Annotated in this window: 22 protein-coding genes; 12 read left to right on the top strand and 10 right to left on the bottom strand. The window is 51.5% G+C overall.

From position 1 onward, the window contains the following. Nucleotides 1-15: 15 nt before the first annotated feature. The 3 genes from murA to ACJJIP_RS03910 all read right to left on the bottom strand — a co-directional run bounded on the left by murA (nt 16) and on the right by ACJJIP_RS03910 (nt 2,295). Nucleotides 16-1,278 (bottom strand): UDP-N-acetylglucosamine 1-carboxyvinyltransferase, encoded by a 1,263-nt coding sequence (gene murA / locus ACJJIP_RS03920; RefSeq protein WP_020412590.1) that lies wholly within the window; start codon nt 1,276-1,278, stop codon nt 16-18. A 42-nt stretch (nt 1,279-1,320) separates the two neighbouring features. Then, nucleotides 1,321-1,554, bottom strand: a complete 234-nt coding sequence (locus tag ACJJIP_RS03915; protein ID WP_020412589.1) for a BolA family protein — start codon at nt 1,552-1,554, stop codon at nt 1,321-1,323. An 87-nt stretch (nt 1,555-1,641) separates the two neighbouring features. Continuing rightward, the gene (locus ACJJIP_RS03910) at nt 1,642-2,295 is read right to left on the bottom strand and encodes an MlaC/ttg2D family ABC transporter substrate-binding protein (protein ID WP_353376024.1); all 654 of its coding nucleotides are present in this window, start codon (nt 2,293-2,295) and stop codon (nt 1,642-1,644) included. A 390-nt stretch (nt 2,296-2,685) separates the two neighbouring features. Between ACJJIP_RS03910 and ACJJIP_RS03905 the strand changes: the two genes are divergently transcribed. The 12 genes from ACJJIP_RS03905 (at nt 2,686) to yjgA (ending at nt 12,127) form a co-directional block, all read left to right on the top strand. After that, nucleotides 2,686-3,657, top strand: coding sequence for a KpsF/GutQ family sugar-phosphate isomerase (locus ACJJIP_RS03905; protein WP_020412587.1), 972 nt, complete (start codon nt 2,686-2,688; stop codon nt 3,655-3,657). Between the two features lie 60 nt (nt 3,658-3,717). Next, nucleotides 3,718-4,257, top strand: a complete 540-nt coding sequence (locus ACJJIP_RS03900; RefSeq protein ID WP_020412586.1) for a KdsC family phosphatase — start codon at nt 3,718-3,720, stop codon at nt 4,255-4,257. Next, nucleotides 4,257-4,823: an LPS export ABC transporter periplasmic protein LptC gene (gene lptC / locus ACJJIP_RS03895; RefSeq protein WP_020412585.1), complete on the top strand. Its 567-nt coding sequence runs from the start codon at nt 4,257-4,259 to the stop codon at nt 4,821-4,823. Before ACJJIP_RS03900 ends, lptC begins: the two co-directional genes overlap by 1 nt. Before the next feature lie 58 nt (nt 4,824-4,881). Continuing rightward, nucleotides 4,882-5,358, top strand: a complete 477-nt coding sequence (lptA, locus tag ACJJIP_RS03890; protein ID WP_245556673.1) for a lipopolysaccharide transport periplasmic protein LptA — start codon at nt 4,882-4,884, stop codon at nt 5,356-5,358. 99 nt (nt 5,359-5,457) lie between these two features. After that, on the top strand, nt 5,458-6,183 hold the full coding sequence (lptB, locus tag ACJJIP_RS03885) for an LPS export ABC transporter ATP-binding protein (protein ID WP_026304998.1): 726 nt from the start codon (nt 5,458-5,460) through the stop codon (nt 6,181-6,183). Nucleotides 6,184-6,374: 191 nt separating this feature from the next. Further along, on the top strand, nt 6,375-7,832 hold the full coding sequence (locus ACJJIP_RS03880) for an RNA polymerase factor sigma-54 (protein ID WP_444946259.1): 1,458 nt from the start codon (nt 6,375-6,377) through the stop codon (nt 7,830-7,832). Nucleotides 7,833-8,019: 187 nt separating this feature from the next. Then, entirely contained in the window at nt 8,020-8,310 is a 291-nt protein-coding gene (hpf, locus tag ACJJIP_RS03875; RefSeq protein WP_020412581.1) for a ribosome hibernation-promoting factor, HPF/YfiA family, read from the top strand. A gap of 3 nt (nt 8,311-8,313) precedes the next feature. Further along, nucleotides 8,314-8,775 (top strand): PTS IIA-like nitrogen regulatory protein PtsN, encoded by a 462-nt coding sequence (gene ptsN / locus ACJJIP_RS03870; RefSeq protein WP_020412580.1) that lies wholly within the window; start codon nt 8,314-8,316, stop codon nt 8,773-8,775. A gap of 133 nt (nt 8,776-8,908) precedes the next feature. Then, complete coding sequence (rapZ, locus tag ACJJIP_RS03865) at nt 8,909-9,766, top strand: RNase adapter RapZ (RefSeq protein ID WP_444946258.1); 858 nt, start codon at nt 8,909-8,911, stop codon at nt 9,764-9,766. Nucleotides 9,767-9,790: 24 nt separating this feature from the next. Then, the gene (locus ACJJIP_RS03860) at nt 9,791-10,060 is read left to right on the top strand and encodes an HPr family phosphocarrier protein (protein ID WP_020412578.1); all 270 of its coding nucleotides are present in this window, start codon (nt 9,791-9,793) and stop codon (nt 10,058-10,060) included. A 107-nt stretch (nt 10,061-10,167) separates the two neighbouring features. Continuing rightward, the gene (gene mgtE / locus ACJJIP_RS03855) at nt 10,168-11,535 is read left to right on the top strand and encodes a magnesium transporter (RefSeq protein ID WP_020412577.1); all 1,368 of its coding nucleotides are present in this window, start codon (nt 10,168-10,170) and stop codon (nt 11,533-11,535) included. 79 nt (nt 11,536-11,614) lie between these two features. Beyond that, complete coding sequence (gene yjgA / locus ACJJIP_RS03850) at nt 11,615-12,127, top strand: ribosome biogenesis factor YjgA (protein ID WP_020412576.1); 513 nt, start codon at nt 11,615-11,617, stop codon at nt 12,125-12,127. A gap of 100 nt (nt 12,128-12,227) precedes the next feature. On the opposite strand, the gene msrB is transcribed toward yjgA, so the two are convergent. The 7 genes from msrB to ACJJIP_RS03815 form a co-directional block, all read right to left on the bottom strand. Further along, nucleotides 12,228-12,761 (bottom strand): peptide-methionine (R)-S-oxide reductase MsrB, encoded by a 534-nt coding sequence (gene msrB, locus ACJJIP_RS03845; protein ID WP_444946257.1) that lies wholly within the window; start codon nt 12,759-12,761, stop codon nt 12,228-12,230. A gap of 86 nt (nt 12,762-12,847) precedes the next feature. Beyond that, nucleotides 12,848-17,080, bottom strand: coding sequence for a YhdP family protein (locus ACJJIP_RS03840; protein ID WP_444946256.1), 4,233 nt, complete (start codon nt 17,078-17,080; stop codon nt 12,848-12,850). A gap of 81 nt (nt 17,081-17,161) precedes the next feature. After that, a complete protein-coding gene (gene rng / locus ACJJIP_RS03835) occupies nt 17,162-18,649 on the bottom strand; it encodes a ribonuclease G (protein ID WP_020412573.1) in 1,488 nt (495 codons plus the stop codon). Beyond that, entirely contained in the window at nt 18,646-19,248 is a 603-nt protein-coding gene (locus ACJJIP_RS03830; RefSeq protein WP_020412572.1) for a Maf family protein, read from the bottom strand. The genes rng and ACJJIP_RS03830 overlap by 4 nt, the downstream gene beginning before the upstream one ends. A 96-nt stretch (nt 19,249-19,344) precedes the next feature. After that, nucleotides 19,345-19,824 carry a rod shape-determining protein MreD gene (gene mreD, locus ACJJIP_RS03825; RefSeq protein ID WP_020412571.1) on the bottom strand — a complete coding sequence of 160 codons (480 nt, stop codon included), beginning with the start codon at nt 19,822-19,824 and terminating at the stop codon, nt 19,345-19,347. Beyond that, a complete protein-coding gene (gene mreC / locus ACJJIP_RS03820) occupies nt 19,811-20,653 on the bottom strand; it encodes a rod shape-determining protein MreC (RefSeq protein WP_444946255.1) in 843 nt (280 codons plus the stop codon). The genes mreD and mreC overlap by 14 nt, the downstream gene beginning before the upstream one ends. Before the next feature lie 130 nt (nt 20,654-20,783). Further along, the gene (locus ACJJIP_RS03815) at nt 20,784-21,818 is read right to left on the bottom strand and encodes a rod shape-determining protein (protein ID WP_020412569.1); all 1,035 of its coding nucleotides are present in this window, start codon (nt 21,816-21,818) and stop codon (nt 20,784-20,786) included. Between the last annotated feature and the right edge of the window lie 215 nt (nt 21,819-22,033).

Genomic DNA, 22,033 nt, shown 5'->3' with positions numbered 1-22,033 from the left:
GCGGCGAGTTTCCCTTTAACCGGGTACGCGGCGAATATTCGCCCCCAGCTGCTGTAATTTTTCCTCAATACATTCATAGCCACGGTCAATATGGTAGATACGATCCACAGTAGTAGTACCCTCAGCCACCATACCCGCAATTACCAGGCTGGCCGAGGCACGCAAATCAGAGGCCATTACAGGAGCCCCTTTAAGCTTCTCCACACCAGTAACAAAAGCAGTATTACCTTCCAGGGTAATATTGGCTCCCATGCGGTTTAACTCATGCACCTGGATCAAGCGATTCTCAAAAATGGTCTCAACCACTGCTCCTTTACCTTCAGCCACAGCATTCATCGCAGTAAACTGAGATTGCATATCTGTGGGAAATGCCGGATAAGGTGCCGTGCGAAAGCTAACAGCCTTGGGGCGATTCCCCTTCATATCCAGCTCAATCCAGTCATCCCCACAACTCAAGTGCGCACCAGCTTCCTCAAATTTAAGCAATACGGCATCAAGAATATCAGCACGAGTGTGCAATAAACGTACTTTACCCCGTGCAGCTGCAGCAGCCGCCAGAAAGGTGCCTGTCTCAATGCGATCGGGCATAACAGTAAATGTACAGGGAGCTAACTTTGGAACTCCGTGAATACGTAAAGTATCAGTGCCTACACCCTCAATTTGCGCGCCCATGGCGATCAGGAATTCTGCCAAATCGACAATCTCGGGTTCCCTCGCCGCATTGTGCAGAACGGTTGTACCTTCCGCCAACACCGCGGCCATTAGCAAGTTCTCAGTGCCGCCCACAGTCACTTTTTCCATGACGATATTGGCACCTTTGAGGCGGCCGTTGGAACGCGCACGGATAAAACCACCGTCAATTGCGATTTCGGCGCCCATAGCCTCCAGCCCCTTGAGATGGATATCTACGGGACGGCTACCGATAGCGCATCCCCCGGGAAAAGACACGTTTGCCACCCCGTGGCGAGCTAATAATGGCCCCAACACGAGTATTGATGCCCGCATGGTTTTTACCAGTTCGTAGGGTGCTGTCAGGTCATTGACTGAACGGGGATCTATCTCTACACCTAGCTTTTCGTCAATTGTGACATCACAACCCATGCAGCGCAGTAGGGTGATCATAGTGGTGATGTCATTAAGGTGCGGCAGGTTGTGAATATGTACCGGGCCATCTGCCAACAGGGCAGCAGCCAAAATAGGCAGCGCAGAATTCTTCGCGCCGGAAATTCGCAATGTACCGGATACAGGGCTGCCGCCCTCTATTATTAACTTATCCATTCGGTCTCATATTTCGGGAGTCGCTGTTTTCACAGTGACAGGTTAACGACTGGCTTCTTCTGGAGTAAGTGTCTGCATCTGTACTGCATGAAGAGTACCATCGGCAATTTTTTCATTGAGCGCTGCATAAACAAGTTGCTGCTTTTTTAGGCGGCTCAAACCTTCAAAGGCACTACTGACCACAGTTACCAGCAGGTGACTGCCTTCAAAAGTGACATCGACATTACTCTCGGGAATATGACCCTCAATCAGGGCTTTGATTTCATCTGGTTGCATAGGCGGGATTTGCGTTGAGTTAGAAAACAGCACGCAAGTGTACTTGAATCGGGGAAAGCGCGCAGCTGCGCGCCCCAAGTTCGCTAACTAGCTCACCTTATCGACAACATCTTCACCAGCAGACCAGTTGGATATGACCTTGTCGATATCACCGTAGGTCTGCATGGACTGGGCAAACTGGCTGCGAAAAGTTTTGCCCAGATTGACGCCATTCAGAATGACATTAATCAACTTCCACTGTCCCGCACGATTACGTACCAGGGTATAGGATACTTTGGTGATGCCTTCTTCACTGCGCACTTCCTGTAAAACATTAACCCGATTTCCAGAGGGAAGGGTTCCAGGATTGACAACTTTCACGTCCAAATTACCAAAATTTGCCACACCACGTGCGAAGGTTGCCACCAGGTCACGACGGAATGTACTGGTGAAGCGGGAGCGTTGCGTCGCCGTGGCCTGCTTGGCATAACGCCCCATAACACCACGCGCAATAAAATCAAAATCCACCACTGGGTCCAGAACGCCCTCAACCGCACTGTAGTATCTCTGGGGGTCAGAATTAGCGTACTGAGAATTTGTCTTAATTACACCCAGCAACTTTTGGGAAACCCCCTCGATCATGTTATAGGGGTTTTGGTTGGCGTGTGCCACAGGAGCCGCGACAGAAACCACTAACGCGAAGAGTAAAAAACTAAGCCACCGGGAGAAATCGTACCGACCAGCCCAAAATGATGTATTCACAAATAATCTCCAATTAGCAAATCATTCCTTGGACGCACATGGCTTTAATAAGTGCCATGACGATGCCACTGCCCTTAAGTCCCATAGGAACCCCTGAGGCCTTGTCGATCGTCCTTTGAGTGACAGAGCTGACAGCGGCGGCGGCAGACTATACCATGGCCGCGCCCGGAGTTGTGGCGGTGTGCGAGCGTGTCATTTAATGCCCTGAGCCAATTTCTGGACTCTTACAGAGCCAGCTACCCGCTAATAATATAGATTAGCACGACAACAGCCGTGACCTGGTCAAAGCCACCGGCGCCAGAGCCTGACAAGTGAATTTAGGCGCCATAGGCGAAGAACTACTTTGACCAATATCCCCGACAAACAAAAGTGCTTAACCAGAGGTACTCAATGACCCAAGATTTAGTGTTACAAGCAGGACGGCGTACCGTTCGCATGGAGGTGGAAGCCGTTGCTGAACTGGAAAAAAGAATCAACGGTGAGTTTCAACGCGCCTGTGAAATGATTTTACAATGCCGTGGACGCGCTATTGTTACCGGCATGGGGAAATCGGGGCATATCGGCCGTAAAATGGCGGCCACACTGGCCAGCACAGGCACCCCTAGCTTTTTCGTTCACCCAGGCGAGGCCAGCCATGGGGACCTGGGAATGATAACCCGCGACGATCTGGTAATTGCCATCTCCAATTCAGGCTCATCCGCAGAGGTGCTGACTCTGCTTCCATTGCTGAAGCGACTCAGTATTCCAATGATCAGTATGACGGGTAAAAGAGACTCCCCCCTTGCCCAAGCGGCCGACGTCAACCTGGACATTGCTGTACAAACTGAAGCCTGCCCCCTGAATCTAGCCCCCACCTCCTCAACGACTGTCACATTGGTGATGGGCGATGCCTTGGCTGTAGCCTTATTAGAAGCCAGAGGCTTTACTGCAGAAGACTTTGCGTTCTCCCACCCAGGCGGTGCCCTGGGAAGACGCCTGCTATTAAAAGTAGAAGATGTAATGCATGCAGGTGATGAGTTGCCCCAGGTACATACTGATACTTTGTTATCCCAGGCCCTATTAGAGATGACCAGTAAAGGCTTCGGAATGACAACTATTGTCGACCCCAAAGGAGAACTTCTCGGAGTTTTCACTGATGGTGACCTACGCCGTGTTATTGACCAAAAAATAGAGTTGGACATAGCCACTATGGAACAGGTGATGAGCCGCCGACCTAAAACAGTCTCAGCTGATACCCTGGCTGCTGAAGCTTTGAGGATCATGGAAGACTACAAAATCACTGCACTGGTCGTAGAAGACGAAGCACACTTCCCAATCGGCGTATTACATATGCACGATATTCTCCGCGCCGGAGTAATCTGAGATAATCAAAAGTTACTGAGCGAAAAAATATCGCCCATCACAGCATGTAAGGAATACCCGGTGATTTCTGAAAAAGAATTGAATTCTGCACTTAAAAAGGTGCGCTGGTTGGTCTTGGATGTGGACGGAGTCCTAACCGATGGCAAACTATATTTTGACAATAGTGGTAATGAGCTCAAGACATTCAATACACTGGATGGACATGGAATTAAAATGCTGCAGAACTCTGGAGTGAGAGTAGCCATCATCACAGGCAGGCGCAGCAGCGTAGTCGAACGCCGCGCTCATGACCTAGGTATTAAAAAGCTGATCCAAGGCCGGGAAGACAAATTTGCAGCACTAAAAGAGCTACTCGCTGATGAGCCCTGTCGCCTTGAAGATATTGCGTATATCGGCGATGACTACCCGGACCTGCTGGTGATGACGCATATTGGTTGCCCTATCGCACCCCCCAATGCTGCTCCTCCTGTGAAAGACCGCGCCTTGTGGATAACCAGTTCCCGAGGTGGCGAGGGCGCTGTCCGTGAAGTCTGTGATCGCATCATGCTGTCCCAGGGTACTTTTGACGCAGCCTTAGCACCTTATATCGGAGAGCAGTGATGCGCACCTGGTTGCCACTTTTATTTGTGGTAGCGCTCATCAGCGCAGGACTCTGGTTTTCCGAAAGCCCTCCGGAGCAGTTGCTGGGAATCCGTCCAACGCCTCAACAACAGGGCCGTGCTGCCGATTTGATAATCCGCGATGCCAAAACTCGTCATTTTAATGAGGAAGGAAATCTAGCCTACCGAGTTGATGCAGAACAAATTACCTATTACCAGTTCAAGCGCCGAGACAGGGCCGAACTCACCGAGCCTCGAATGCTTTTCTTCCAGGAAGACCAGCCGAAGTGGCGCACTGAGTCCAGGCAGGGAGCAGCATACAACCGTGGTGAGCGTGTTGTTTTAAGTGGTGATGTAGAAATTGATGAACTCCCTTCTCCTGGTGGTATCAAACTGGAGACATCAAGCATCACTATTTTGCCAGATAAGGAATTCGCCGAAACAGACAAAATTGTTACTATTAGCTCGGGTCCTAACCAGACTAAAGGAAAGGGAATGCGCGCATACCTGAATGAAGACCGGGTGGAAATCCTATCCGATGTAAAGAGTAACTATGATCCCAAGTAAACTTTGCCACTACCTAGTCAAGAGTTCCGCGTTCACCATGCTTCTGATTGCGACGTCAATGGCAAACGCACTCCCCGAAGACCGCCAACAGCGCATTAATATTAGCTCGGATGCGATGAATGCGGGTTTAAGCAGCAACCTAGTGGTTTATAACAATAACGTAGTGATAACCCAAGGCTCTTTAAAGATAGAGGCGGACCGAGTAGAGGTTTATTTCACCCCGGAAAAGGAAATCAGTCGTGTTATTGCCTTAGGCAAACCTGCACGCTTCCAACAGAAAATACTGGAAGGCGAGAACCCGATAAAAGCACGGGCTCAGCGCATCGAATATGCAGTCGCCTCTGAAGAGCTACAACTTACCGGGAAGGCCTACGTAGATCGTGACGGCAACACCTTAACCGCAGAGAAAATTGACTACGACCTAACTACCGAACAAATGAGCGCCCAGGGTCAAGCTGGCAAACGGATAGAGATGATCTGGCAGCCAGAGAAAAAAGATGGAAGCCAGACTCCAAGCAACGACGGCAGCCAGTAAAGACATTACCCAGAGCCGTAAAAAGTAAAGATTTCATCTATCACCCTCTTCACCGGCGAGCGTTTGTGCTCGCAACATGGACAGATTTCGGTAAATACTATGCCAACGCTGAAGGCGTTACACCTAGCCAAGCAATACAAGAAAAGAAAAGTCGTTCAGGACGTATCCGTCAGTGTCTCTAGCGGACAGGTCGTCGGTCTCCTTGGGCCTAACGGTGCAGGTAAAACCACATGCTTCTACATGATTGCTGGCCTGGTCCAGGCTGATGCTGGTCAGGTATTGATCGATGATGAGGACATAACCCGGCTATCCATGCATGGCCGCGCCAGAAAGGGAATTGGCTACCTCCCCCAGGAAGCCTCTGTTTTTCGCCGCCTATCCGTTCGGGATAATATCCTAGCCATCCTAGAAACCCGCAAAGACTTAACCCGCGCCGAGCGCCAACAGCAAGCACAGGAGCTACTCCAGGAGTTCAATATCACACATATTGAAAACAGTCTGGGAATGGCCCTCTCTGGCGGGGAGCGCCGTCGGGTAGAAATTGCCCGCGCCCTAGCAACAAACCCCAGCTTCGTACTGCTGGACGAACCTTTCGCTGGGGTGGACCCTATTTCCGTCAATGACATCAAGGAGATAATCCGCCATTTGCGAGATCGTGGAATCGGCGTCTTAATTACCGATCACAACGTGCGAGAGACGCTGGATATCTGCGAGACTGCCTATATCGTTAGTGAGGGTCATATTATTGCAGCGGGCACTCCAGATGAGGTGCTGGCCAACCAGCAGGTACGCGAAGTCTATTTGGGACATGAATTTACCATTTAGAGACAGATCGCTACATTTGTCACCAGACATCTTGAATATTGACAAAATTAATCGCCGAAAGAGCTACTTAACAATAAGGTAGCCAATCTAACCGGCATGCTTATTGCTTGTAATACTTTTTAGGCCGGGGTAGTCTGCGCCATCTGAGGTTATTTATACCTCCATGTGATCTCAGCCTGCAGCACCCCAATATGAAGCAGTCTCTTCAACTAAAGCTCGGTACCCAGCTGACCATGACACCTCAGTTGCAACAGGCAATACGCCTATTGCAGCTTTCGACTTTGGACTTACAACAGGAAGTCCAAGCCGCCCTGGATAGCAACCCGATGCTGGAGGCTGAAACTGACGAAATAGCTTCCAGCGCAGATATCTCAGAGCTACAAGCGGAGCCTATTAACGAACAGGCCACCTCCCCTACTGAGCATACCGTAGAGGAGCGGGATCTCATCGAGAGTGACTGGAGTCAAAGCATTCCTGAAGAGCTTCCCGTAGATTCACGCTGGGATGACGTATACACCAGCCACAGCGGTAGCACCGAGAACGAAGACCCCAGTTTTGAGCGCAATACCTCTACGGACGGTCTACAGGATCACCTGCGATGGCAGCTCAACCTGACCACCCTCTCCGAGCTGGACAAATCAATCGGAGAAAATCTGATAGATGGCATAGAACCTAATGGTTTGCTATGCACACCTCTTGATGAAATTGCATACTCCCTTTCTGTTGGGGAGGATGAGGTGCTTGCTGTGCTCAGGGCTATCCAGCAATTTGAGCCTGCTGGGTGCGGAGCGCGTAATTTACAAGAGTGCCTATTACTGCAGTTACAGCAGCTCCCCAGTGAGACTCCATGGTTAAAACAGGCCCAGTGTATTATCCAGCGCCACCTTGACCTTCTCGGCAAGCGGGATTTCCGTCAGTTAAGTCGGCGCACACGTCTAAATGAAGCCCAACTGGGCGAGGTCATCCGGCTGATCCAAACCCTGAATCCTAATCCAGGTGAGAGATTCGCTGAGCAGGAAGCCACCTATGTGACCCCGGATATTATTGTTTCACGTAGGGAGCTAGGCTGGCAGGCAAACTTAAATCCGGAGATCACCCCCAGAATTCGCGTTAACAGTCACTATGCCTCCATGGTTAAGCGGGCAGACAACTCCAGAGATAACAACTTCCTGCGCGACCACTTACAGGAGGCACGTTGGTTTTTAAAAAGCCTACAGAGCCGTCACGAGACTCTGCTCAAGGTCGCCAATTGCATCGTGGAAAAACAGCAGGGATTCTTTGAAGAGGGACCTGAGGCCATGCGCCCTATGGTACTGGCGGATGTAGCTGAAGCCATTGGCATGCACGAATCTACTATTTCCAGGGTAACCACTCAAAAGTACATGCTCACTCCTCGCGGAACTTTTGAGTTGAAATACTTTTTCTCCAGTCATGTAAGCACTGATTCTGGCGAAGACGCCTCTTCCACTGCTATTCGTGCATTAATTCGCAAACTTATAAATGCGGAAACGCCTCGCAAGCCCCTTTCAGATAACAAAATCACCCAGGAACTGGATCAGCAAGGCATTAAGGTAGCGCGACGCACTGTAGCAAAATACCGGGAATCCATGGGAATTCCCTCTTCCAGTGAGCGAAAACGCCTGGTCTGATCCACAAATATGATTTTTAGACCAACTTAAGAACCTGGGTCACAAACTCGTTGGCACCACACTTCACCCCTCTGCAACCAAACTCCAAACTTTGAGTGTATCCTTCCATTCTGGGCCACTTCCTAGTAGGGTTGCGACCCGAAAGGGAGACGTGCCGGTATGTGATGCACCCGATTAGGAGAAATCCATGCAGATCAACATTAGTGGTCACCACGTCGATGTTACCTCACCAATGCGCAGCTACTGCGAAAGCAAGCTGGAGAAGCTCTCTCGGCATTACGACAATATTACTAACGCTCAGGTTATCCTATCCGTCGAAAAATTGATCCAAAAAGCAGAGGCCAGAGTACATATAAATGGTCACGACCTCTGTGCCGGCTCGGAAGACAAGGATATGTACGCGGCCATTGACGCTCTGACTGATAAGCTGGACCGCCAACTGAAGAAGCACAAAGAGAAGTTGCAGAACCACCGCTGAACTATGACACTGGAAGCTTTACTCTCTCCCCGCCTGAGCCTTTGCCATCTGGCGGGGAGTAGCAAAAAAAAATTATTGCTCAATATTGCCCAGGCTATTGCCGAACAATACCCGCAACATGACTCCGATACCATCTTCAACCAATTGATTGCCCGAGAACGCTTGGGATCAACTGGAATTGGGGAGGGGGTTGCGATCCCCCACTGCCGTCTGCCTGGTTGTGAAGAACCAATTGGCGTTCTCTGTACCATTGAGCCTGCAATTGATTTTGACGCCATCGATCGCCAGCCTGTTGATTTGTTATTTGTTCTACTAGTCCCCGAGGATGCGGAACAGCAGCATTTAGAAACTCTGGCCGAGATAGCAGCGCTATTTTCCAATAGCGTAGTAAGAGATAAGTTACGCCAGGCCAAGACCAGCGACGAACTCTACGCACTTGCCATAGATAGCGCTGCAGCCGCGTGATCCAGGTAGTGAACCAGCCCATGGGTAAACTGAAGTTAAATGCTAATGTTGATGACAACCACTCTGTCACTATCAATCACAATGCAGTTATTTTAAAAATCAGTGATACACAGACCTTAGAAAGGGGACACCCATGCGCTTGGTTATTATCAGCGGCCGTTCTGGTTCCGGAAAAAGCTCTGCCCTTCAGTTATTAGAGGACGAAGGGTTTAACTGTATTGACAACCTACCAACCAGCCTGCTACCAGAACTGGTCAAAAGGGTTCACGAGCAACCGGCAGAAGGGGGTACTCAGCTGGCTCTTGGCGTCGACGCCCGAAATCTTTGGCAGGATATCAAACAGGCCCCACGGGTAATTGAATCCCTGCGTGCAAACGGCGTAAAGTGCGATGTTATTTTCCTCGACGCCCGTGAACCAGTGTTAGTTCAGCGCTTCAGTGAAACCCGGCGGAAACACCCTCTCAGCAATGACTGCACCCACCTACTAGAAGCACTCAACCAGGAAAAGGAACTACTCACACCGATCTCTGCGATGGCGGACATGGTGATAGACACCAGCAATCTCAGTTTGCACGAGCTACGTGGACTCGTGAAAAACCGGGTAGTAGGTGAAAAGTCAGAGAGCATGGCAATCCTTTTCCAATCCTTTGGCTTTAAATACGGGGTTCCCGTAGATGCGGATCTGATATTTGACTTACGCTGCCTGCCAAACCCTTACTGGGAGACAAGCCTGAGACAGAAAACCGGCCTGGACCCCGAGGTTGCCGAATACCTACAAGGCCACCCTGAAACCGGTAAAATGCAGGCGGATATCACCAGCTTCCTGAATAACTGGTTGCCCTCCTACCAAAAAAGCAATCGCAGTTATACCTGCATCTCCATTGGATGCACTGGCGGTCGCCACCGCTCTGTATATATGGTGGAGCAGTTGGCCAAGATTTTTTCAAAACAGTTTAATAACGTTCAGATCCGGCATCGTGAGCAGAAGTAACATCCAATTAACTTAGACGCACTTATGCAAAAACAGCGCCTCACCATTATCAACAAGCTCGGTCTACACGCCCGCGCAGCCAGTAAGTTCGCCCAGACCTCTGCGCGATTCTCTGCAGATGTCAAAGTACACTGCCAGGGCAAATCAGTCGACGGAAAGAGTGTAATGGCGCTTATGCTGCTAGCCGCTGGTAAGGGAACGGAACTTGAATTGGAGATTGAAGGCCGTGACGAAGACGATGCGGTGAGCGCTATTAGTGATTTGGTATCAGAACGCTTTGGCGAAGCCGAGTAGTTTGCAAAAATAGCCCCCTCTAGATAGAGTCCCGCCATGGGCATAAAATCGCCACTTATCCCAAGCGACCTCAGCCCGCAATCACCGCTAAGTAGTAAGGATTAGTCGTGTCCAGCCCACCTCAAGCCGAAATTAAATTCCGCGCCCAAAATCAGCTCAGCGAGCTATTTGCCGCGCTCGATAGCGGCACTGGGCAGGAAGTCCGGCGCATGCTCAAAACCCTGACCCCCCAGAGCATTGCCCAGTTACTAGAAAGCTCCCCTCCCCGCATTCGCCAGGTACTTTGGAATTTAATTGAGCGAGATGTAGAAGGTGAGGTACTCCAAGAGCTGACAGATGAGGTGCGCAGCCAGATCCTCGACACCATGGATACCGAGGAGATGGTGGAGATCATGGAGGGGCTGGATGCGGATGATATCGCTGATATCCTCCAGCAACTTCCCGAGCGTGTTGTCTCGGAAGTTCTCTCCTCTATGAGCGAGACCGACCGACTGCGAGTGGAAAGTGTTCTTGCCTACGATGAGAACACCGCCGGCGGCCTGATGGATACCAATACCATCTCTGTGCGCCCTAACCTTAGCCTAGACGTGGTTCTTCGTTACCTGCGTCGCCACGAGCAACTGCCAGAATCCACAGACAGCTTATTCGTAGTAAATCGTAAGGGACAGTACATAGGGTTACTGCCACTATCAAAGCTACTGACTACAGATCCATCAGTAACAGTTCGCGAGGTTGTAAATACCGACGTAGAACCTATCCCTGCAGATATGCGCGACACCGAAGTTGCCCGACTATTTGAGAAGTACGACTGGATCACCGCGCCAGTGGTCGATGAGGATAACCGCCTGTTGGGCCGCATCACAATTGACGATATTGTGGATGTAATTCGCGAAGATGCCGATCACTCACTGATGAGTCTGGCCGGCCTTGATGAAGAAGAGGACACCTTTGCCCCGGTAAGGCGTACGGCTCGAAGGAGAGCTTTGTGGCTGGGCATAAACCTCCTAACTGCCCTGCTCGCATCCTGGGTTATCAGCTTATTCCAAAATACCTTGGAAAAAGTGGTGGCACTTGCAGTGTTAATGCCGATCGTTGCCAGTATGGGGGGCGTTGCTGGCAGCCAAACTCTCACAGTAGTCATCCGGGGCATGGCACTCGGACAGATTGGTAAAAGTAACCTGAACTGGCTACTCTCCCGCGAGCTGGGCTCAGCTGCCCTGAATGCCTTACTCTGGTCACTGGTTATGGGGGTTATTGCCGCACTCTGGTTTAGCGATATCACTATCGCCATTATCATTGTCGCAGCTATGGTAATTAACCTGCTTACCGCCGCATCGGCGGGCGCAATATTACCTGTAGCCTTGCGAGCTATGCGTATTGACCCAGCGCTGGCAGGTGGCGTAGCCCTGACTACCATCACCGATGTTGTAGGGTTTATGTCTTTCCTCGGCCTTGCCACCTGGTATTTTGGCTGAGACGTGAAATATCCCAGTGGCACAATGCCTCTGGTTAGAGCAAAATCGGGAAAGCCCCGGTTAACGTGCGGAATTTGAGATGTACGAAAACGATGATTATGAGGATGACCTGCCAAAGAGTAAAACTCAGGTCAAACAGGAAATGCACCAATTACAGGAGTTGGGCAAACAACTGACTGAGCTATCTAAGGCCCAACTTGCTGAAGTACCACTGGATGAAGATCTGCGCGATGCCATAGATACCATGGCACGAATCAAATCTAACGAGGCCCGCCGCCGCCAGATGCAATTTATCGGCAAACTTATGCGCAGTAGCGATCATGAAGCTATTGAGGCAGTTTTGCTGAAATTCAAAGAGCGGGACCAACGTCACCTGCACTTCGATAAAATGGCAGAGGATTGGCGCAAGCGCCTGCTTGAAGGTGGGAACAGTGCCCAAGGTTCTTTTTTTGATCAGTATCCGCAAGTGGATCACCAACAGTTGCGTCAGTTGGTAAGGGACTCCCAAAGAGAGGTTAAAAACAATAAGCCCCCCACAAATCAGCGTAAATTGTTCCGCTACTTACGCGACTTTTTTATGCAGGATACCTGATACCCCAGAGTAGCTGCCCGGGGTGGTATTTCTCCCGCCCCGAGTCCCTCCCAGCTTACCAAGCCACCATCCCAGAAAGACCTTTAGCAACAATCGCTAATTATTGCTTGTTTACAGTCGCTGGCTCAAAATCTAAGGCAAGGGAGTTCAGGCAATAACGCAGTTGTGTCGGTGCCGGACCATCCTTAAATACATGCCCCAAGTGCTCCCCACATTTTGACAGCACTTCTGTACGGCGCAGGCCCCAACTAAAATCGTCTTTTAAGACTATATTTTGCGGATATGCCACATCCCAGAAACTGGGCCAGCCGGTACCTGACTTATATTTGTGCTTTGAGCTGAACACCGGCAGGCGGCAACCAGCTGTTACATAAGTCCCCTCTTCCTCGTTGTAGAGTAACTTACCAGTAAAGGCTCGCTCAGTATCCTTTTTCCACAGGACCTTGTAACGATCCTCAGGCAGAATCTGTTTCCACACCGATTTGGGAATCTGTTCCAGCCCCTTACCTTCGGAGATCCTCTCCTTGGCCTCTCCTACGGTCATCGCCTGGATACGCTGGTCATCGGCCTCGGAGCATGCCGATAATGCCACGGCTACCACCAACAGGGGGCCGAGTATTTGAGATTTCTTCATTTGCAAAACTCCATTCTCTAGCGCGTTGCCGTTATCCTAAGATTAGAGCGCCTTGAAGTGGATGCAGTTCAGAAAAATCGTAACAGCTAGCTTCCTGCACCAGTACTTATTGGCGGCGTAGATGGCCCCCCCGAGCCCACCTCCTCCACAGCCTCAGCTTTATCTTTTAATGAGGCAGCCCCCTGGCGCTCGGCACCACCGCCATCAAACAGCCTTTCAAAACGCATTTGTGGATCTGCCCAGTCGCCACTGATACGATAGCTAACACTGGCCACTTTTTTCACCTGCTTTTTGAAAGCCTTACTAATTAGATATACCCCTGCAGCAGCCGGAAGTCCTCCTGCCAGTGCAGCGACCAGAGCAAGGTTATTACTTACCGGTAAAGTTGCCACTAGGGTAAGATCTAGGTCCTCGCGCAACAGATTCACCCTGCCAGCCATCTGCAGCTCACTGGTTGGCCCTTCCACTTGAATAGGCACCGCAATCAACAGCTGTCCATCCCCTTCAAAAACCACTTCCCCGCGAACCCGATCAAAGGCCATACCGCTCTTGTAAAGATCAGAGAAATCCAAGCGCAAACGACGCGCCCAGGTATCGAAATTAAAAAGAGATAACAGGCGTAACACCGTAGAGCCAGCCGTACCTGTAGAGCGAAGGAAACGCCCATCCCGGATATCAATCTTAAGCTCCCCAGAGAGCAAACTGCCTTTGACCAGGGCTGGAGATCCGTCCCAGCGCAAGGCGGTATCAAAGCTGGCGGACTTGCTCTCAATAAGAGGCTCATGTCCCATTGTACGCTGGATATCAGCGAGATCATCGGCCGCCAGGCGACCAATAAACTGGGAAGAACTCTTCCCCTCGGCATCGCGTATCCACATCAACTGCGCACCAAGAGTTTCCCCACCTTTGCCGCGCCCTTCAATACGGAAACCACGCACACTACCGCGAATATCACTGACAACCAAACGCTCTTTGGAGGGGCGTACATTAAAGGACCAGCGCCCCAGCTCCTCATCACCAAGCTGCAAGCTCTCAGTGCTAAAATCAATAGCCGGCAAGACCTGGAAATCGAAATCTGCCCATGGATCAGGGGCCTCCTCAGCGAAGGGTTCCAGAGAGAAGGGGTCCTGCTGAAGCTCACTCTTTTTCTCAAGGGCAGGCAAGCGTAAATGGGCCAATTGCAACTTCAGAGGTGTCTCTCCACCCAAAGTGCCTTTCAATTCGCCTGCAGCCATCTCACTATCGAAATCCAGCTTCCAATCAGCCCCCACACCATTGCCAGTAACATGAATATGCTCAATATCAACAGCCCCCAACTGCAAGCGGTCGGTACTGAGATCCAGACTCACTGATAAAACTTCGGCGGAAGCTGCTATTTGATCATCGAGATTTATGGTGGTAACCGGTTTGCCAGAGTCGAATACACTCGCCGCCTGCTCCTCCAGAACCTCAACTCCAGGTTTTAGAACACCATCTCCGGCAGAGGGGGGGGCTTCACGATATACACCCAGTAACTTCTCCCAGCGGGGTAGGTCGATATTGGAAATATCACCGGTGATGGACAACCCACGCTCGGCGGGGAGCTTAGCTTCGGCATTCAGGGCGATAGAGGCACGATCAAGTTCCCCTTGTACCAGCCAGAACTGCCCCTGGAGATGTTCACCGTAGTTCAGGTGGAATAAACTGCCCTGGTCACCAATCGGCGCCCGCAGAACAAAATTGGTCTTTACTTCAGCGGGTTTACCTAAAGGTTCAGGTAAGTTGACATTGATACCCGCCAGGTTGGAGGTAAGCTCAAAAACTGCTGCATAGGGGGCTTCCTTTGCTTTGGCAGGTATAGTGATCAGGGCTTGGTAGTCCATATCGCCATCCAGCCATTTCAGCTCGGGTCGCTGGCTCCAGGTAAAAATTGACTCAATGTCGGCATTACCATCCACTACAACCTGTGTGTCCCTGGAAGCTCCCTTACCAAAGTGACGGATATGTGCGCTGACAGGTCTGCCCCAAAGTGTGCCGCTGACCCGTGTACCTGCAAGCCCTCTCTCGCTATCATAAATCACATCCCCAGACAGCTCCTGTGTCTGCAGACGAAGGTTCTTAAGCTCAAGCTCTCCATCACTTAACTGCAAATCTACATGCTGGCTGCTATTCAGGTCAGCTCCCCCCAAGGCTTGAGTCAAATTGAGCTGGCCGGCAATATTTCCCGCCAAATGCCAATCATCAAACCCACTACCCAACTGCTGACGCAGAGGGGACTCCCTGAGAAGCCGGAGGCCATCAGCTGCAGGACCGGAAAGCTGGGCCTGCACATCCAAGCGCGATCCCTTCCCGGCAAGGGGGGCAACTGCAACGAAAATATCGCTGGCATCAATGTTCCAAAGTTTGGCCTTTGCCGCACCAACAGAAACAGCTCCATCATTCAATAACAAGCGCCCGTCGACATTTTCAGCTGAAGGCCATTCCTCAGCATACTTCAAGCTAGCCTCGGTAAAATCCGCTGCCAACTGTATAGTTTGGCGATTGCGATGAGCCCCAAGAACTTGCAGTGACTCCTCTTTTCCATCTGCTCGATAACTACTGCCTCGATAGATAAATGCAGCACTCTCCACTCGCCCGGAATTTCTTGCACCCAGTCCTTTATTGAGCCAGTCGCGTAGATCCTTACTAACAGTCGTTGGTACCAACTGTTCCTGGGTAGTAACGGCAGCATCATGTAAAGATAGAGCCAACACTAGATCTGTCGGTCGGCTCTGAGCTTTGACAGGCAGGGATAACATAAACTGGCCATTAACTTCCCCTAAAGCACCATCAAGCCGTAGAGGACCAGAAAATATGCTGATCTCGTTTGCATCCCTGTCCAGGTTCCAAGCCACAGTGCCACTGGCCTGGTCAAATGAAAAAGTATTTCGATATAAATTTGGGAAGTGTGCGGTAAAAGCTGAGCCATCTAGCTCTACCCTGCCATTTGCACCCTCAAGCTCAAGGTAACCAGTCAAATTGGTAATCGCAGGAGCCCCCCGGAATGCCTTGGCTTGTACACCCTTCAGGTTGGCCTGCAAACTGACCGCCCCCTCCGGGCTGCGCAACAGCTGGACCCGGCGTAACTCACCTCCAGGCTCCAAGGCTCGCAACCAATCATCAGCAGCCCCTTCGAGCACATCCAGGTTTTTGAGAATATCGCTCCAGCCCGCCAGATCGACAACATCGGCACTCATAGATAATCCCTGCTGATCACTGCTGACCTGCAAATTGAGTGGCGGCATCTGCAGATCCTGCCAATCGATCTGGATGTCCTGTAAAGCCAGGCGCCAACGTTCACCGGGCAGCCAATGTCCAGATAGATCGCCGGAGAAAGCCCGCAGCGGCTTCATAACATGGTCATTTGCGATAGTGGCTTCTGCACTGTCATCTAGTACGCTGTCCAGCTTCTCGACTTGGGCGAGGTCTAATTGCCCCACCAGGCGATAGCCATTTTTGGCATCGCTGTGAAGCCACAAGCGACCATCTGCCCATTTGCGCCCATGCCAGTGAAAGCGATCCGGCAGTGGAGTCAGTTCATGCAGAAGGGTAACGATATCTTCATCCAGTAACAGCTCATTGAGCTGCATATAACCACGCAGGGAGAAGCGCTTTTTATCCCGAGGGTTACCGCGCCCCTCAAGAACTAATCGCAAGGTTTCAGAATGCGTATCCTCAATCTCTCCCTCACGGGAAATAAACGCACGGGCTACGAGGCGGTGAAAATCACCCTGGTTTTCAAGTAGTATCTGCGGCAGGTTAATCTCGGCCAGCTGGTCATCGGGGAGCCGAACCGTGATTGCAGCATCCTGAATTTGGATCTTGGGGCTGAGCTGGAACAATCGCGCAGGGTCCGCTGCCTTGGGGTCGGCAACCACCCTACCATCAGGCTTCAGGGAAATATCAGGAAAGCCATCCAGGCGCCACTCTCCCTGTGCATTCCGGCTGAGGCCGGCGGCGAAAGTGTGCATTTGAAGATCTTTCCACACCAATTCGCGATTCCAAAGGCTGGCGAGCAAGTCCAGCTGGAAAAGGCCGTGCCCCATTCGCAGCTCACCATTTTCCCCCAAGCGTAAACCATCTAGCTGCAGTGCTACCTCCAGGGCTTCCCAGCGCAGGGAAATCCGGTCCATTTGCACCGTTACCCCTAGCTGCTCTGACAGCCAGCTGCTGATCTGCGGTCTGTACTCTTCGACCTGAGGGGACAACAAGCGGCCGGTCTGAACCAGGATCGCCAGGGCAATAACCAGGCTAACCGATAGCAGCCAAAACTTGCGGGCGAGCCAGCGAATCACAACCATTACCACCCTCCCCTGAGCGCACGAAGACAATGAACACCGTTGCATTCATTGCCAGGTATCAGAGGAAAAACAACTGGTAACTCACACAAGAACAATGTCGTACTGCTCCTGGTTATAGATAGGCTCAACCTGAAACTGTATAGGACGGCGAATAAACTCCTCCAGGTCGGCAACATTAGCCGACTCCTCATCGAGTAAAAGGTCTATGACTACCTGACTTGCCAGCACCATAATTTTTTCGCTGTCGTAAGCGCGCGCCTCACGGATGATCTCACGAAAAATTTCAAAACAGACTGTTTCAGCACTTTTCAATGTGCCACGCCCCTCACATACTGGACAGGGCTCACAAAGTATCTGCCCGAGGGATTCACGCGTGCGTTTGCGCGTCATCTCAACCAAACCCAGCTCTGAGACACCGGTGATACTGGATTTGGCATGATCCCTCTCCAGTGCTTTTTCAAGTGTTCGCAATACCTGGCGTTGGTGCTCGGGGTCCTTCATATCGATAAAGTCGATAATGATGATGCCTCCTAGATTACGCAGTCTCAGCTGCCGGGCAATTGCGGTCGCCGCCTCCAGGTTGGTCTTGAAGATAGTTTCTTCCAGATTTCGATGGCCGACAAATGCGCCGGTATTCACATCAATAGTGCTCATCGCTTCCGTTTGCTCGACGATAAGATACCCACCTGACTTCAGAGTCACCTTATTTTGCAATGCGCGACGAATTTCCTCTTCCACACCATAGAGATCAAACAGTGGGCGCTCACCGGGATAGTGTTCCAGACGGCCAGCGATTTCCGGTGCATATTTGCCGGCAAACTCCGCGGCGCGACCATGTGCCTCGCGGGAGTCTATACGAATCTTCTCTGTATAGGGGCGCGCAAGATCACGCAATGCGCGCATAAACAGTGGTAAGTCTTCGTAGATTACCGAGGGGACAGGGCGCTCGTTGATTCGCTGATCCAGCTCGCCCCACAACTTATAAAGAAAGGGGATATCCCTGAGTAACTCCTCTTCACTCACTCCTTCAGCCACGGTGCGCAAAATAAACCCGCCATCTGCTGAAAGCCCGTCTTCGGCAAGACGAGATACAGCAGCTTCTACCAATTGGCGCAAACGCTCACGCTCACCCTCATCCTCAATACGATTGGAAATCCCAATATGGCGAGTCTGGGGCATATACACGAGATAGCGCGCAGATACTGACAAATGAGTGGTTAAGCGCGCACCTTTACTACTTATCGGGTCTTTGACCACTTGCACCACCAGGGACTGTCCCTCGCGTACCAAAGCGCGGATATCTGCCACTTCGGCATCCCGCGCTTCCATCCCCTCATCATCTAAAGGGGCTATATCTGAAGCGTGGATAAATCCAGCCCGCTCCAGCCCAATATCCACAAATGCCGCCTGCATACCTGGCAGAACCCGAATCACCTTGCCCTTGTAGATATTGCCAACTATTCCTCTTCGCGCGCTACGCTCGAGATAGACCTCCTGCAGTACGCCATTTTCCACCAGGGCAACGCGGGTCTCTGTAGGTGCAACATTGATTAAAAGCTCTTCACTCAAGACTGGTTCTCCTGCCAGTAAGGGATACCCGCATGCTCAAGCATGGGAACCAGTGCCTCCAGGGGCAACCCAACCACATTGCTATAACTACCGCTAATAGACTCAACCAGTGCGGCGCCCATTCCCTGGATACCATAGCCTCCGGCTTTATCTTCAGGCTCACCAGTACTCCAATAAGCTTCAATCTGCGCCTTCGACAAGTGACGAAAGCGCACCCGTGTTTCCACCACGCGGCTAAACTGACGCTCCCAACTACGCAGACAGATCGCACTCAATACCGAGTGTTCAGTACCGGACAAAGACAACATCATGGATTCAAAGTCAGCGTAATCCTTCGGTTTCTCCAGCACCTTGTCCCCGGCGAGTACCACCGTATCAGAGCCCAGGGCCCATACACCTTCCACGCCCCCCAGGCCAGCAGTAGCCTTATCGTGGGCCAATCGCTGAATATATTCCTGGGGAGTCTCAGCCAACTGCTTTTGCTCGGGAACAGCAGGTGTTAACTGGGAAAAAGAGACGCCTATCTGCGTCAAAAGCTCGGCGCGACGCGGGGAACCCGAGGCGAGCAGGAGACGGTTTGATGTGGTGGTATTTGTCACTGTACTACATATTCCCTGTGGGCCAGCGGCTGATTATAGCTATATCGATCGAAAAATGATCAATTTTTTACATTGATTTACAATCTGACGGTTCAGTCAGCGAATGTGAAGGCGATTACAAAGGCCTCGCAAAGGAGGGGTAACACAGGGCCACAATAATGCCGTAGTAAGTGCGGGCCATAGGAAGGTCAGTCCAGGCACTGTTTTTCCCTCCAACCCATGCACCCAGTTTCCTACTACCTGATTAATACCCACCAGGACAAAAACCCACAAGAGTTGTTGAGCCGGGTTGAAGACCCTTGTGCGCTGGTAGGTCAAAAGACTGAAATACGCCAATACAGCGAGGGCCAAAGCATGGGTACCGAGACTTGCTCCAGTTACCAGATCCTCCAGGATTCCCACCAGCCAAGCAAAACCCACACCGAGAGACTGGGGCATCCGCGAAACCCAAAATATGATAAGTAGGGCGGGAAATGCCGGGCGAAACCAGAGCCACTGTTGAGGCAAGGGCATTACTACCAGCAGCATTGACAGAAAAATGGTAGCGGCGATAAACCAGCGGCTACTCGCTTGCAAGGCCCTGCCCCCTGTCACTGATAACCGCAAGCACAAAACGACTGCGGTTCATGCGGCCGCGGGGCAACACTTCAGCCTCCGCAAAAGGCTTGCCCGGGTCACGAGTGACCGACATCACTTCTCCAACCGGGTAACCTGCCGGAAAGCGACCACCAAGGCCTGAGCTCAGTAGCAGGTCTCCCTCGCGAATATCACTGGTATTGGCCAGGTGACGCAGCTTAAGCCGATACAGATCCCCAGTACCTTCGGCTACGGTACGCATGCTGTTGCGCAACACCTGTACCGGGATGGCGTGGCTGGAATCTGTGATCAACAGAATCCGGCTAAATGAATTTCCGGCTTCAATCACCTGCCCGAGCAAGCCGCCTGCATCCATCACCGGTGTGCCCACATCGACACCGTCATCCCTGCCTTTATCAATAAGCAGGACATGCTCCAAGGGGTCAGGGGACACGCCGATAATCTGGGCGACCAGCACACGGCCATCAACCATCTCAGCCGAGTTCATCAGCTCCTTGAGCTGGGTATTTTCCGCCTTTACGGCTGCTAATAACTGGCTGCGTTGCTCCAGCAATAATACCTGGCGCTTGAGGCGGTCATTTTCTTCGAGCAATTCATCACGGGAGCGAAACTGCTCACCGGCCCAATCAGTCACTCTCTCAGGGGTACCGGTAATCCAATAAAGAGGGGCGACGGCATCGAATAGCCGCTCACGGATAGTGTGGAACCAGTCGGTAGAGTAGCTGATTACAAACAAGGCGATTGACAAAACAGCCAAAGTAATCAGGCGGGTCTCTTGGGAGGGGCCGCGGGTAAATAGCGGTTTCAAGGGCAGCCCCCTTTATAAAGATCAATGCTTATTGTTCTCACAATATATATCGGATGTCACTGAAACGTGAAACTAACTGCCAAGACGGCCCCGCTATTCTCATCGGAACACTGCCTCGACCTTACTTGACTTAGTTTGACATCAGATACAAACGGCTGCGATCCAGCATATCCAGGGCCTTACCGCCACCACGGGCCACACAGGTCAGAGGATCATCTGCAACAATTACCGGCAAACCGGACTCCTCCATCAGCAATCGGTCCAAATCGCGAAGCAAAGCACCGCCACCGGTCAACACCATACCGCGCTCAGCAATGTCCGAAGCAAGCTCGGGGGGCGATTGCTCCAGAGCGCTCTTCACTGCTTGTACAATACCAGTCAATGGCTCCTGCAGGGCTTCGAGAATTTCATCTGAATTGAGGGTGAAACTGCGGGGCACCCCTTCCGCCAGATTACGACCACGCACATCGATCTCACGTACCTCACTGCCCGCATAGGCACAGCCAATCTCTTCTTTGATGCGCTCGGCAGTGGCATCACCAATAACGCTGCCGTAGTTACGACGCACATAGTTGACGATGGCCTCATCAAAACGATCACCGCCAATACGCACTGAATCAGAGTAAACCACGCCGTTCAAGGAGATAATGGCAATCTCAGTGGTGCCACCACCGATATCTACCACCATGGAACCACTCGCCTCCTCCACATTCAGGCCGGCACCGATTGCTGCGGCCATAGGCTCTTCAATCAGGGACACCTCGCGGGCGCCAGCACCAAGCGCAGACTCGCGGATCGCACGGCGTTCCACTTCGGTAGACTGGCAGGGCACGCATACCAGCACACGCGGGCTTGGGCGCATCCAGCTGTTTTCATGCACTTTTTTAATAAAGTGCTGCAACATTTTTTCAGTTACCTGGAAGTCGGCGATAACACCATCCTTTAAGGGGCGGATAGCAGTGATATTACCGGGAGTTCGGCCGAGCATACGTTTGGCTTCTACACCGACGGCCTCAACGATTTTCTGGCCATTGTAATGACGAATAGCGACGACTGATGGCTCGTCGAGAACTACGCCGCGATCGCGAACGTAAATCAGCGTATTGGCGGTTCCCAGGTCAATGGAGAGATCACTGGAGAACATACCCCGCAAACGTTTAAACATGGAATTCGATTACCTTGTACTAATTGTCAGCCCCCAGGTCGGGCACTGCGGGCGCGGCTTATTTTATGGATATAAATCCTAATTAGTCCGCGCAAATAATTCTGAGTTCCGAGCCGCATTTCGAATCGGAATTTACGCAACACACCGGAGTCTCTCACCGCCCGGCAGGATTCGGCAAACTCTAACAATGGCGCCGGTTCAGAGCAAGGCTGAAG

The organism is Microbulbifer variabilis (genome assembly GCF_052467165.1).
Note: the sequence above shows the minus strand (reverse complement) of the source record. Positions and strands in the feature narration are given on the sequence as shown.